Consider the following 13,109-nt stretch of genomic DNA (forward strand, 5'->3'; position numbering starts at 1 on the left):
ATAATTTAATTCTTACAATATGAAAAAGTTCGTTTTATATTCTTTAATGCTTGGTGCTTTAGTGTCAACTACTGCATGTAGAAATATAGAAGAAGATGGCCCTACCATCATTCAAAATGGGGGTAACGGAAATGGAGATACTGAAAATCTAATTCTTACAGGAAAAATTACATCAGATCTTACTCTTAAGGCTAATAAAATTTATAAACTAAGAGGATTAGTATATGTAACTAAGGGGGCGACTTTAACAATTGAGCCAGGTACAAAAATTGTTGGTGAAGCTGACAAAAATGGAGCTTTGATCATTACCCGAGGAAGTAAGATCATGGCAAAAGGAACGGCTACCAATCCAATTATCTTTACTTCAGAAAAGCCAAGCCCTAAAAGAGGTGACTGGGCAGGTCTTGTTATCTTAGGAAACGCTCCTACCAATGCTACATTTAAAGGACAAAACGGTGTTGGAGAAATGGAAGGAGGCATCAATGATGCTGACGGTCTTGGACTTTACGGAGGAACTAATCCTGCTGACAACAGTGGTGTATTACAATATGTAAGAGTAGAATATGCAGGATATGCATTCTTACCGGATAAAGAAATTAACGGGATCACATTCGGTGGTGTAGGTAACGGAACTCTTGTAGATTATGTAGAGGTTGCTTATGCGAATGATGACAGTTTCGAGTGGTTCGGAGGAACGGTAAACTGTTCTCACCTTATCGCTTACAAAGGTCTTGATGATGATTTCGATACAGATAACGGGTATTCAGGAAATGTACAGTTTGGTATTGCTGTAAGAGATTCTCAGGTAGCTGACGTTTCAGGATCTAATGCATTTGAGTCTGATAATGATGCTAATGGTTCTCCAACTGCCCCTCAGACTTCTGCTACATTCTCTAACATGACGGTTATCGGACCAATCAACTCTGCTGTTTCAACACCAATCAATGCTTTATTCCAAAATGCATTACAGATCAGAAGAAACTCTTCTATCTCTGTATTCAACTCTGTGTTCACAGGATATCCTGTAGGATTGTTTATTGATGCTACTAAAGGAACTGCAACAGATCTTAATATCACAGGGAATAAATTATTCTTTGAAAACAATGTGTTGGCAGGAAATACAACTCCTCTAAAATTCGGACCTTCTAGCCCAACAACATATTCACTGGAACTTCTTACCACTTGGTTTAATAATGGTGGTAACTCAATCTTAGGTTCTACGGCTGATGCAAAACTTACTAACGCTTGGGCTCCTGCGGGAACAACTCCAAACTTTGCTCCTGCTTCAGGTTCACCACTATTGAATGGAGCTAAGTTCACCAATACTAAAGTAAGCAACTGGTTCAAACAAGTAGCTTATAAAGGTGCTGTAGCAGACCTTAATGATACTTGGTATGCTGGATGGACTAACTTCAATTTATAAAATAATATAGTAATTAGATTTTATTCATAAAAAGCCTTCGGATATTTTTCCGAAGGCTTTTTTTAGCATTATTATTCAAAATAACAGATTAATGGAAGTTTCAATATTAAGGGATGTTAATATTCAGAATATAAATCAAATGTTATGTGAACACAAAAATGTATGCATAATTAATCTGTTTAAGTTTTCATGTTAGGTTTTGGCTAAAGCCAGTGGAATGTGGAATTTTGAGTTATTTTAATTTGGCCGGGCTAAAGCCCGCCCCTATTGATGTTGATATCCGTGTGGATATTTATATAAATAATAGTTGTTTAACGACAAGATCTTTTATCTTTTATCTTTTATCTTTTATCTTTTATCTTTTATCTTTTATCTTTTATCTTTTATCTTTTATCTTTTATCTTTTATCTTTTATCATAATAAAAAAACAACCACCAGAAAACTCCGGTGGCTGATTCACAAAAAACAAGTGTATAAAAAATATATACTACGTAAATTTTAACTTCTCCAGAACAGATTCCCGTTGTGCATCAGGGCTTCTATTGCAGATATTCTGGAAACGGCTTCTGCTGAGCATGAAGCATCTGCTAAAACCACAGCAGCTTCATCACCTGCTTTAGGCCATTGCTGTTTTCCTTTATCATCCAAAGGAAGAATACTTTGAGTAGCGAATTGTAATGCTCTTGATAATGCGAATTCAGTAGCATAGCCGTATAATTCAGCGATAAGATTGGCCTTCTGCAAAATACTTCCGGATCCGAAAGTACTCCAGAAATCCTGTACATTATCATTCCCAATCAGAACATTTACCCCATGCTTTTTCATCGTTGGGATCGGCATGATGGTCTTTTTAAACGGTACGGAAGAAGCAATTCCTACTTTTCCGGCAGCCAGCCTTTCTGAGATTTCCTCTGTTTCTTTTGGAGAAAGGTGAGCCAGCGCAAAAGCGTGACTTACAAACGTTTTTCCCTGAAGCGCAGGGTTTTCAATCGCTTTATCAATCAGATAGCTAATCGTTTTCATTCCGGACTCTCCTGCTTCATGCAGGTGAATATCAATTCCCTTGTTATGATCCAATGCCAATTGTACGGTGAAGTCCATTACTTTTTCGATGCTTCCATCAAGGCTAAATGGATCTACTCCACCAATAAAAGCAACACTTTTCAATTTTGCAGCTTCTTTCATTAAAGGAGCTGACTCTGTATAATACACCCCATGTTGTGGAAAAGCAACCAGTTCGGCATTAAAGGAATCTTTTTTATTTTGAAGGGCCTGTTCCAAATTCTCCAATGATTTTAAGCCTGAAGTGGGATCAATATTGAAGTGCGTTCTGGCAAAATGAGTCCCATAATGCTGTAACAAGCTAATCAGCTGCTCCGCTCTATCCACTGAAGTTTTCAACAGCTCAGGAATGATTTCCTGTTCATAGGCAATCATATCCTTAACCGTTTTTCTTTTGGGAGAAAGTGCCTGCCAAGGGAGACCGTACCATGTCTTATCCAGGTGAATATGCATATCTCTGAAAGCAGGAAGCATCAGATACCCTTTGGCATCAATAGCTTTCGAAGCGGAATCATTAGCTTTTATTGATCTAATTTTTCCGTTTTCAATATCGATACTGAAAAGATCTGTTTTTGTTCCAATAACCTCTTCATTTTCGTATTCAAAACCTGTTTCCAGGCGTACATTTTTAAGGGAATAGTTTCCTTTTGCAGTTAATTGATAGGGAAATTGCATGTTTTAATATTTTAACCCTACAAAATTACACCAGCTTCTTTTGAAAACCGGTGTATCAATTATGTCTTGTTTTGTATCAATTATTCCTTGAATTGAGACGGTGTCATTCCCGTTTGCATTTTAAAGAATTTCGAAAAACTGGCATGGTCGTAGAATCCAAGATCATACACAATATCTTTTACAGACATCTCTGAAACCTTTAAAAGGCGCTTTGCTTCCAGTAGAATACGGTCCTGAATAAGGGATGATGCGGAAGCATTGAGATTTTTTTTACAGACAATATTCAGGTAATTGGCAGAGATATTCAACTTATCAGCATAAAAGGAAACAGATCTTTCTGTTCTGAAATGTTCATCAATAAGATTCAAAAATTTAGAGATAATCGGGTTTGAATTGTAAACTTCAAAATCCTTAAACGCTCCTTCCACTGTTTTACTAACCAATAATCCAATCAGTTCGCTTCTTTTTTGAATCAGTTCCCAAAAAACATTTTCTCCACTCAATTCTTTTTGAATGGCCTGAAATTCATATAAAAATGTTTTAAAAACTTCCACAGAGAGATTAATAACAGGATGATTCTGATAATAGGAAGCAGAAAATCTCAGTGATGGTAAAAAACTTTCAAACCAATCCCGGCTAATCATTAATTGATAGCCTACCGTATCTTTTTCAATCACCCATTGATGCACCTGATCAGGAAAAACAAGATGAATCTGGTGATCTTTTACCTCATATTTCGTAAAATCTATGGTATGGGAACCTACTCCGTATTCAAAAAGATTGATGATAAAAAAATCATGTTTATGGGGATCATCGATAGAGCGTGCCCCGTAGAGTTCATTAAACAACAAATTACAGCCCTTATGCTGGTTCTCGCTAAACTCCTGAATTCCTAAAATGGGAAAATGATCTGTATGATAACCCACGCTACCTGAATTTCTCTTAAAATTAATAAAATTTATGAGAGAAAAAATTAAAATAGCCACAAAAGAAACAAATGCTCTCAATCATTCTCCTCCAAACTACAGCTTCTCCCCTTTTCTTCAACATAGAGAATGATTTTGAATTCAACTCTGCTTTAAAAGAAAATTACTTTTAAAACAGAATAATAAAACATTTGTGACCTTTGTGGCTAAAAACACCAACTAAATTATATATCTAAATTTTTATGTTCCTGATGATGTTGGGAAATCACAATGGCGCAAAGATTTGGTTCATAATGCTGTTTTATAAGACGCAAAGATTTTATCTCCGATAAAATTGAATACTGCTGATTGATGACAGTATTGATCTCCCTAACGTTATTTTTATGATTTCAAAATTTGAACTATTTCTTTAAAACCTAATGATTCTGCATGTTGTAAAGGCGTTTTGCCTGCATGGTCAGGAATCGTGAGGTCTGCGCCATTATTTTTCAGGATCTGCACAATTTCCTGGTATTTCTGGGTTCCGTTTCCAAGGATTACCGCTTCCATTAAAGCTGTCCATCCTAATTTGTTCACATGATTAATTGGAAAGCCTTTTGCTTTAACCAAAATCTTCACGGTCTCCACATGCCCTCGTTCACATGCTGGAATTAAAGCTGTCCCGTTGTAGCGGTTAAATACATCAAAACGGGCGCCATTTTCCAGATATAATTTCACCAATTCTGTCTGTCCGCTTGCTCCGGCATATAAAAATGGACTATCCAGCTGATCATCCTGAAGATTAACATCTGCTTTATAGGAAACCAATAGCTTAGCCATTTCAGTTAGCTTCTCTACTGTTGCAATGAGCAATAAAGAGCGTCCTTTTCCATCCTTTGTATTAACATCTGCCCCATTTTGCAGAGCAGATTTTACAGCAGAAAGATTATTTTTCTTTACCTGATTAATAATGTTTTTTTCCTGCATGATTTCTTCGTTTGGAAAATCACCAGATTTCTCCTGACAGGCACTCAGGCTCCCGAATGCCAAGAGAAATACTAATATTTTCTTCATTTTAAATTGAATTTAAAAAACTACATTTCCCTGATGTACCAATGATTCTACATTGGAGATTCTCGAAACAGCTTCCGCAGAACAGCTTGCATTCAATAGAACGAAGTCTGCTTTATCACCTGTTTTAGGCCATTGCTGGGTTCCTTTATCATCCAATGGAAGAATATTTCCTGTTGCCAGTTTTAAGCTTCTTGATAATAAAAACTCTGTTGAATATCCATACAGTTGCGCCATTAAATTGGCTTTCTGAAGTACACTTCCCGTTCCGAAAGTATTCCAATGGTCTACAATACTGTCATTTCCCGTCAATACGGTTACATTATGCTTGTATAAAGTCGGGATCGGCATAATCAGTCTTCCGAAAGGAATTGTGGAAACAATTCCAATCTGTGCTTCCGCCAGCTTTTCAGCAATATCTTCCTGTTTTGCTTCGTCCAATTTTGCGAGTATAAAACAATGACTCAGGTATGTTTTGCCTTTTAAAGACGGATTTTCATTTACTTTTTTAATAAGATATTCTACCGTTTTCAATCCTGAATCACCGGTTTCATGGAGGTGAATATCTATTCCTTTTTTGTTGTCTAGGGCTAACTGAACAGTGAAATCCACTACTTTTTCAATATTGCCGTCTACATTGAAGGGGTCTACTCCACCGATAAAATCAACATCCATCTTTGCTGCTTCCTTTAGATAAGGTGCTGAATCTGTATAGAACACACCATGTTGTGGAAAAGCTACTAATTCTGCCCCGAAACTTTTCTTTTTATTGTCTAAAGCTTTCTGTAGATTCTTTAATGACTGAAGTTTTGAGGTAGGTTCAATATTGACGTGACTTCTTGCAAAGGATGTTCCTTTTGACTGCAATAATTCAATCATTTTTTCAGCCTTGAATGTTGAATTCTTCAGCATTTCCGTAAGCATTTTCTGCTCCAGCTCAATCATTCCTTTTACACCGCCGGTTCTTTTTCTTACTGCCTGCCATTTATCTCCATAAAAAGTTTTATCTAAATGGATGTGCATATCTTTAAATGCAGGAAGCATCAATAATCCTTTTGCATCTATAGCTTTTACGTTAGGCTGGTTTGGAGCGATCTTAGTAATCTTTCCGTTTTCAACTTCTACATAAAACAGATCTGTTTTTGTAGCAGAAACTTCTCCTTCATCATATTGGAAACCGGTTTCAAGACGAACGTTTTTAAGGCTCAGTTTTCCTTTTGCTGAAATATTTTTCTCATCAAAAAAAGGAGATGCTGTCATGATATTCGGTATTAAAGTTAATCCTGCCATTGCCAATGCTGAATTTCTTATAAAATCCTTGCGGGACATATTATTGTCTGAAGTCTTCATTTCCAATCTATTTATGACAAAATTAAAAAGAAGTGTTCTGAACAAAGTGTATGGTTTATTACAAAATCTGTATGATTTATGCTTTATTCGCAACTGTAATAAAAACATTTACAATAATACATCATTCATTATTTTCTCTTCACATAAACTTCATACACATACTTTATTTTACTATCCGTAAACTTCTTTAACACATTTCTTACAATTGAACTTGTACTGCATTTTTTTATTAAAATTTATATTTGCAAAAAAAAAAAGAACCTATGAAAAAAATAGTGAGTATTATTTCAATATGTATAACTTCTATTGTCTTTGCACAAACAGGGATTAATACCGAAAGCCCTAAAGCTACCCTTGATGTTACTGCCAAAAAAGAAGTTTTAACTATTGATGGATTATTACCCCCTAGATTAACACGTGCTGAACTAACCGAGAAAGGCAATACATTATATGGAAAAGAGCAGGATGGAGCCATTATCTATATTACAGACGCTTCCGGAGGAGATGCTCTCAGCCAAAGAGAAAATATTCAAAGTAAAGGACTTTATATCTTTGATGCTGAAGCTGTTAATAATGAAGGACGATGGATGTGTATGTTCTGCTATGGTGTTGTTTAATAAACGGACAAAAAAAAGACTGCCTATTAAGAGACAGTCTTTTTTGTATTATAAATTAGAATATTCAAATTTTCTAACGGCTTCCAATGTCATATCAATTTCTTTCTCTTTGATGGCATCACTTACAAAGTATGTTTCATAACCGCTTGGTGGCAGATACACTCCATTCTGAAGCATCTGGTGGAAGAAATTATTAAACAATGAATGGTTTGCTTCCTGTGCCTCATCAAAGTTAGAAACTCTGTTGGTATGGAAGAATACAGACATCATAGAACCTTTTCTGTTGATCTTATGAGCAATTCCTTTTTCATTTAAAATCTTCCCGATTTCAATGTCCAGGGTTTGTGTTGTTTTGTTTAATCTGTTGAAGAATTCAGGATCATTTTTAATCAGCTGAAGTGTTTTTAATCCGGCCCTCATTGCCAATGGATTTCCGCTTAATGTTCCAGCCTGATATACTCCTCCTTTTGGAGCCAGATGATCCATAATTTCATTTCTTCCTGCAAAAGCGCCTACCGGAAGTCCGCCTCCGATTACTTTTCCGTAGGTTACCAGGTCAGCTTTCACATTGAAAAGCTCCTGTGCTCCCCCGAATGCTAATCTGAAACCAGTCATTACCTCATCGAAAATCAATAAAGCACCGTTTTCATCACAGATCTTTCTTAGATTTTGTAAGAAATCATTCTCAGGCAATACACAACCCATATTTCCGGCAACCGGCTCAATAATTACTGCTGCAATCTCACCCTGGTTATGGCGGAATAAATCTTCTACCTGCTCAAAATCGTTGTAACGAGCCAATAAAGTATCTTTTGCTGTACCTTCAGTTACCCCCGGAGAATTTGGATTTCCGAAAGTTGCTGCTCCACTTCCCGCTTTAATCAGGAATGAATCTGAATGTCCGTGATAACAACCCTCAAATTTTACGATCTTATCTCTTCCTGTAAACCCTCTAGCCAGTCGGATCGCGCTCATACAAGCTTCTGTTCCTGAGGAAACCATTCTGATCTGATCGATATTCGGAACGTTTTCAATGATAAATTTTGCAATTTCAGTTTCCAGTTCTGTAGGAGCTCCGAAAGAGAATCCTTTTTCTGCCTGGATCTTCAGATCTTCCAGTACCTCAGGATGTGTGTGTCCTAAAATAGCGGGTCCCCATGAGTTGATGTAATCGATATACGTATTATCATCAGCATCGGTAAGGTAAGCTCCTTTTGCTGATTTCATGAAAACGGGAACTCCTCCCACTGATTTGAATGCTCTTACCGGAGAGTTTACTCCTCCCGGAATGTATTTGTAGGCTTCATCAAATAAAGCCGAACTTCTTTGATACTTCATTTTCTTTTTTTTATTGTTTAACCCTCAAAGTAAAGGGTACCATCTTCTCCTGCATAATTTTTTTCCCCATTGATTATCGTATAGTACAGCTGAAAAGAATTACCGTTTTTCCAAAGCTGCATAACCGGTTCAAATTTACCATCTAATATTTTATTATTGGGAAGAATTGTTTTAAAAAATAAATTATTCTGATGATTGGGATCAACTTTTGAAAGATATACCAACTTATGGACATCTACCAAGCTGATCGTATTATATTCATTAGGGTAAATCTCCTTTGAATTTACATCTACCAGTCCCATTAAATTCGAAGTATTCACTGTAAAAATATAAGGATTCCCTCTATAATACTGCCATCCTGTATGTGCCAGATCCTGTGTATTTAAAAATATTTTTTTCAGTTCAGGAATGTAAATTCCAATATCTGTATTGGCAGATGCTATTTCTATAAAACTTCTCTTGAAAGTTAGCTCATACTGGTCATTATCAAAGGGCTTTAGCATTTCAATGTCTTCATCACTAAGATCATCCCAGCTTAATACAGCTTCCTTGATATCTCCTCTGTAAAACGGCTCTATTTCTCCCCATCCTCTATCATTAATAGGATAAGGGTATCTTTCACTCTGAATATATTCTTCCAGACGCATTTTTGTTTTCATCGAATAGTAATAGGAACTCCATCCATCGAAAACTAAGAATTTGTCATCTTTTACAGCTATCGGTTTATCCGAAATAAATGGCATAATAAGCATTGAGTTAGGCCCAATGATTCCAAATTTACCATTTTGTTCTGCATGAAAACCTTTCACGGATTCATCATACCAGCTTATACTGCTGTATTGTGGCTGTACTGTAATAAATTTATAGGTATCGCAAAGCCCCCATACTTTACCCTTTCTGTAAGGAATATAATTTTGTTCCTGAGAAAATACTGCACATGACACGAACATCAAAAATACCCGGAGATACCTAGAAGTCACATTTAATATTTTCATGGGAAGTAAAGGAGATTAGTTTCTGGGTTTTTTATCAATCAGATAAATAAGCTGTCCTGCAGATGGCTGTTGTCCTTCATCCATTCTGTTTTTAGCATATAACTTATGCAGCTTGATTCCGAATTTCTGGGCAATAGCATGCATGTCTTCTCCCGACATTGCTTTATAAGTAGCTGTATTTCCTGAGGAATTTTTAGATTCCAGAAAAACGATATCATTTTTCTTTAATGTTTCATTTTCAAGCTCATTCCATTTCATCAGGCGGCTTTCGCTTACTTTGAATTTATTGGCAATGAATCTTACATCGGTATCTTCAGGAATAACAATATATTTCAGCCCGTCATTCGGGTGGCTTTTAATGAGAATAGAATTCAGAATCTCAGCTTTTGTTTTGATTCTCTCCACTCTTTTCTGCTGCTGTGCGTAAGAAGTTTGCTTATAAGGAACTTCTACTGTCACCGGCTCTTTAGCTTTCTTTGTTACTTTTGAAGGCTCCAGTTGTGCCATGAAAGTTCTGTCGTCTTTTAAATCCGGATACATTTTAAGCACGGCATACAACACTTCATTAGAATTGGTGTTGTCATACTCGTATAGTTTATACTTTTCAATTTTAGTGATTAAGATGGAAGCATAACGTGGATTGGTTGCATATCCGGCTTTTTTTAATCCGTAAGCCCACGCTTTGTAATCCTTCATATCCAGATTAAAAAGATTTGTGTAATATTTTCTGGTGGATAAAAATATAGAGTGATCTTCGTAAGATTGTCTTGGATCATCATATACACGGAAACATTCGTTGGGAGCATCGTCCGTATGTTTCATCGTTTTACCCGTCCAGTCTTCTTTACATTTTATTCCGAAGTGATTTTTACCTTCCTGTGCTAATCTGCTTTGCCCGCCTCCTGTTTCAAGAAGTCCCTGAGCAAGAGTAATAGAAGCAGGAATTTTATATTTTTCCATTTCTTCTACTGCATATTTAGCAAATTTCTGAATGTATTGATCTTCTGTTGCCCAGCCTTGGGCCGAAAATTTTGATAAAACTAAAAGGCTTATGGCTAGAAAAAGTCTTTTCATGTTTTTCAATTTTACTTATATAATTAAATTTCTATTCTGTTTTTCCAAAAGCAGATTAGCACCCTCAATCCCCTGTAATCCTCCAGTATGAAAGCACAATATTCTGCTGTTTTCAGGAAAGTAGCCTTCTTCAATAAGTTCAAAAACTTTCTGCATCATCTTTCCTGTATAAATCGGTTCCAGAGGAATGTCGTATTTCTCTTTGAAATTATTGATAAAACGGATATTTTCATCACTTATTTTACCATAACCTCCAAAACATGAATCTATTAGATTAAAATTCTGCTTCAAAGTTAATTCAAAAATTTTATTTTCAAGTGAAGCATCGTCAACGACCTTTAATCCTATAACTTTCTGATTATCTTCACAGAATTTTGAAATTCCGGCAATGGTTCCTCCTGTTCCAACTGCGGTGCAAAGATAGTCAAAATCTTTTGTTTGCTCATTGAGCATCATTTTCACCCCTTCCACAGCTTCTTCATTGGTTCCTCCTTCCGGAACTACCAGCGCCTCAGGAAACTCTTGCTGCAGGAATTCTGTCAGTTTTTCTTTATGACGGTATTCTTCACGGGTGACAAATTTCAGGTTCATTCCATTTCTTTTTGCAAAAAGTAAAGTAGGATTGTCACGCCATTTATGTTGTAATTCTTCTCCCCTGATAATTCCCAGTGTTGGAATACCAGCCAGATTACCTACTGCAGAAACAGCAGCAATATGATTGGAAAAAGCCCCACCAAATGTAATGATATACGGTTTCTCCAGATTTCCTTCCAGATAACGATTAACATTATAAAACAGTTTCCAGTATTTATTACCAGAAACCTGAGGATGAATAAGGTCTTCTCTCTTGATGAAGAGTTTTACATTTTTATGAATCGGGATTTCCTGAATGGGAATAAGTTCTGTAGGGAATTGTAATAACATTTTAGTTTTTTAAACTATTCATGGTTTATGGAGTACAAAAGTAGGAAAAGATTAATTATTGGATTTCTAGTGATGCCCTCAGATTTTTGGAAGTAAAATTTGATTGGTTTTAACCACAGATCACGGATTTTCACAGATGATTATGTGTTTTATGATGTCCTACATATTGGTGTAATTGGTGAAATGATTGGTGATATTTGTGTTTAGATTTTTAGGGTTTGGCTAAAGCCAGTGGAATTTTGGGTTATTTTAATTTGGCAGGGCTAAAGCCCGCCCCTATTGATGTTGATATCCGGATGGATAAATGGATAATAGTTGTTTAACAACAAGATCTTTTATCTTTTATCTTTTATCTTTTATCTTTTATCTTTTATCTTTTATCTTTTATCTTTTATCTTTTATCTTTTATCTTTTATCTTTCACAAATATTTCCTAAAGTTCCAGAACTTTCTTTTTTTAAGATAATTCAAATCGTGTTCATTGGCATAGGCTTCTCTTTCAAATGAAATCCTTCTGTATGCCTGATAACCGTCTTTTAGCTTAAAAAACCAGTAATAGTATTCAATAACATAGAAAATGTAGAAAAATATGACAAGCATCTCCATCTGTTGCCGCAAATGGATCTTTTCGTGATTGATAAGTGTATTATTTTCCTTATCTTCGAGTTTCCTAATGAAGATAAAGGGAAAGAGAGCAATGCCGTTAATTTTAAGTTTTTTTAATGGCTTTTGGCATACAATTATCATACTAACAAATATAAAAAGTTTTTTGACTTGCATTTAACTTATGGCCCATTATGACATCAAAGAAGGTGAAGACTTTTATTATAATGAACAGGGATATAAAGTTTTTACAGAGAAATTCCATCTGAAAAGGGGATATTGCTGTAAAAGCGGCTGCAGACACTGTCCTTACGGGTACGATAAAAAGACTGATACATTCATTAAAAATGACAAAAAAAATAAATAAAATGAAAAAATATATTTTTATTTTGTTGGCAGCAGCTACATTAGGTTTAACTTCTTGTAGCCCGTTTCAGGTACGTTCAGATTATGCTGAAACCGCCAATTTTAATTCTTACAAAACCTATAAAATAAGAATTGATGATCTAAAATTGAATGATATTGATAAAGACAGAGTTCTGAATGAGCTTTCAAGACAGCTTCAGAGCAAAGGACTTCAGTCCGGAGAGAACCCTGATCTTATTATCAATGTAAAAGCAAACCATAAAAAAATCACCGATATACAAAGTTCTTCTCCTTACGGAATGTGGGGCTGGGGTGGCCCATTCGGATGGGGTGTTGGAATGAACAGAACATGGACAAGCAATTACAATGAAGGAGCTCTGATTGTTGACCTTATTGATGCAAAATCCAATAAATTGGTATGGCAGGGTATCGGAAGCGGAATTTCTGTAGATTCTCCAAAATCTAAACAGAGACAGATTCCTGAAATTATGGCTGAGATTATGAAAAATTATCCGCCACAGAGAAAATAAGATTGATAGCTATTATTATATAGGCCGGTACTTTTGTACTGGCTTTTTTGTTTTTATGAGCGCTGACTTTCTGGGTGTGGGGTGGAAAATTAAAGCCATTAAAATTCTTAATTGGATATCAATTATCGTTCATCAATCATTATTTATCCTTCTTTGATGAAAGCAAAATGCTCTACA

At 35.7% G+C, this 13,109-nt stretch carries 13 protein-coding genes; 4 read left to right on the plus strand and 9 right to left on the minus strand.

All coding sequences use genetic code 11. From position 1 onward, the window contains the following. The first annotated feature begins 19 nt into the window (after positions 1-19). Positions 20-1,423 carry a hypothetical protein gene (locus tag CHSO_RS19700; RefSeq protein ID WP_045499885.1) on the plus strand — a complete coding sequence of 468 codons (1,404 nt, stop codon included), beginning with the start codon at positions 20-22 and terminating at the stop codon, positions 1,421-1,423. Positions 1,424-1,921: 498 nt separating this feature from the next. On the opposite strand, the gene CHSO_RS19705 is transcribed toward CHSO_RS19700, so the two are convergent. From CHSO_RS19705 to CHSO_RS19720, 4 genes are all read right to left on the minus strand, one after another. Beyond that, positions 1,922-3,160, minus strand: a complete 1,239-nt coding sequence (locus CHSO_RS19705) for an amidohydrolase (RefSeq protein ID WP_045499888.1) — start codon at positions 3,158-3,160, stop codon at positions 1,922-1,924. 80 nt (positions 3,161-3,240) lie between these two features. Continuing rightward, a complete protein-coding gene (locus tag CHSO_RS19710; RefSeq protein ID WP_045503009.1) occupies positions 3,241-4,086 on the minus strand; it encodes a helix-turn-helix domain-containing protein in 846 nt (281 codons plus the stop codon). Positions 4,087-4,467: 381 nt separating this feature from the next. Continuing rightward, positions 4,468-5,139, minus strand: coding sequence for an ankyrin repeat domain-containing protein (locus CHSO_RS19715; RefSeq protein WP_045499891.1), 672 nt, complete (start codon positions 5,137-5,139; stop codon positions 4,468-4,470). Between the two features lie 12 nt (positions 5,140-5,151). Then, positions 5,152-6,486, minus strand: coding sequence for an amidohydrolase (locus tag CHSO_RS19720; protein ID WP_045499894.1), 1,335 nt, complete (start codon positions 6,484-6,486; stop codon positions 5,152-5,154). A 263-nt stretch (positions 6,487-6,749) separates the two neighbouring features. Here CHSO_RS19720 and CHSO_RS19725 point away from each other — a divergent pair, with 263 nt between their 5' ends. Continuing rightward, positions 6,750-7,103 carry a hypothetical protein gene (locus tag CHSO_RS19725; RefSeq protein ID WP_045499897.1) on the plus strand — a complete coding sequence of 118 codons (354 nt, stop codon included), beginning with the start codon at positions 6,750-6,752 and terminating at the stop codon, positions 7,101-7,103. Positions 7,104-7,151: 48 nt separating this feature from the next. Here the strand turns inward: CHSO_RS19725 and hemL are convergent, their stop codons facing one another. The 5 genes from hemL to CHSO_RS26355 all read right to left on the minus strand — a co-directional run bounded on the left by hemL (position 7,152) and on the right by CHSO_RS26355 (position 12,180). Continuing rightward, positions 7,152-8,441: a glutamate-1-semialdehyde 2,1-aminomutase gene (gene hemL, locus CHSO_RS19730; RefSeq protein ID WP_045499900.1), complete on the minus strand. Its 1,290-nt coding sequence runs from the start codon at positions 8,439-8,441 to the stop codon at positions 7,152-7,154. Positions 8,442-8,458: 17 nt separating this feature from the next. Beyond that, entirely contained in the window at positions 8,459-9,436 is a 978-nt protein-coding gene (locus CHSO_RS19735) for a hypothetical protein (protein ID WP_144428992.1), read from the minus strand. Positions 9,437-9,451: 15 nt separating this feature from the next. Next, entirely contained in the window at positions 9,452-10,510 is a 1,059-nt protein-coding gene (locus CHSO_RS19740; RefSeq protein ID WP_045499906.1) for a glucosaminidase domain-containing protein, read from the minus strand. A gap of 15 nt (positions 10,511-10,525) precedes the next feature. Beyond that, complete coding sequence (locus CHSO_RS19745; RefSeq protein ID WP_045499909.1) at positions 10,526-11,434, minus strand: 1-aminocyclopropane-1-carboxylate deaminase/D-cysteine desulfhydrase; 909 nt, start codon at positions 11,432-11,434, stop codon at positions 10,526-10,528. Positions 11,435-11,853: 419 nt separating this feature from the next. Beyond that, positions 11,854-12,180: a membrane protein gene (locus tag CHSO_RS26355; RefSeq protein WP_045503012.1), complete on the minus strand. Its 327-nt coding sequence runs from the start codon at positions 12,178-12,180 to the stop codon at positions 11,854-11,856. 40 nt (positions 12,181-12,220) lie between these two features. On the opposite strand from CHSO_RS26355, the gene CHSO_RS19755 reads away from it, so the two are divergent. Together CHSO_RS19755 and CHSO_RS19760 are read left to right on the plus strand one after the other, a co-directional pair. Then, entirely contained in the window at positions 12,221-12,403 is a 183-nt protein-coding gene (locus tag CHSO_RS19755; RefSeq protein WP_007842321.1) for a DUF5522 domain-containing protein, read from the plus strand. Between the two features lies 1 nt (position 12,404). After that, a complete protein-coding gene (locus CHSO_RS19760; RefSeq protein WP_045503020.1) occupies positions 12,405-12,932 on the plus strand; it encodes a DUF4136 domain-containing protein in 528 nt (175 codons plus the stop codon). Positions 12,933-13,109 lie beyond the last annotated feature (177 nt).

It is taken from the genome of Chryseobacterium sp. StRB126, from assembly GCF_000829375.1.
Lineage (GTDB): Bacteria > Bacteroidota > Bacteroidia > Flavobacteriales > Weeksellaceae > Chryseobacterium.

Coding starts and splice junctions, on each gene's coding strand:
- CHSO_RS19700 (WP_045499885.1), top strand. CDS start 20: ATGAAAAAGTTCGTTTTATATTCTTTAATGCTTGGTGCTTTAGTGTCA.
- CHSO_RS19705 (WP_045499888.1), bottom strand. CDS start 3,160: ATGCAATTTCCCTATCAATTAACTGCAAAAGGAAACTATTCCCTTAAA.
- CHSO_RS19715 (WP_045499891.1), bottom strand. CDS start 5,139: ATGAAGAAAATATTAGTATTTCTCTTGGCATTCGGGAGCCTGAGTGCC.
- CHSO_RS19720 (WP_045499894.1), bottom strand. CDS start 6,486: ATGAAGACTTCAGACAATAATATGTCCCGCAAGGATTTTATAAGAAAT.
- CHSO_RS19725 (WP_045499897.1), top strand. CDS start 6,750: ATGAAAAAAATAGTGAGTATTATTTCAATATGTATAACTTCTATTGTC.
- hemL (WP_045499900.1), bottom strand. CDS start 8,441: ATGAAGTATCAAAGAAGTTCGGCTTTATTTGATGAAGCCTACAAATAC.
- CHSO_RS19735 (WP_144428992.1), bottom strand. CDS start 9,436: ATGAAAATATTAAATGTGACTTCTAGGTATCTCCGGGTATTTTTGATG.
- CHSO_RS19740 (WP_045499906.1), bottom strand. CDS start 10,510: ATGAAAAGACTTTTTCTAGCCATAAGCCTTTTAGTTTTATCAAAATTT.
- CHSO_RS19745 (WP_045499909.1), bottom strand. CDS start 11,434: ATGTTATTACAATTCCCTACAGAACTTATTCCCATTCAGGAAATCCCG.
- CHSO_RS26355 (WP_045503012.1), bottom strand. CDS start 12,180: ATGATAATTGTATGCCAAAAGCCATTAAAAAAACTTAAAATTAACGGC.
- CHSO_RS19755 (WP_007842321.1), top strand. CDS start 12,221: ATGGCCCATTATGACATCAAAGAAGGTGAAGACTTTTATTATAATGAA.
- CHSO_RS19760 (WP_045503020.1), top strand. CDS start 12,405: ATGAAAAAATATATTTTTATTTTGTTGGCAGCAGCTACATTAGGTTTA.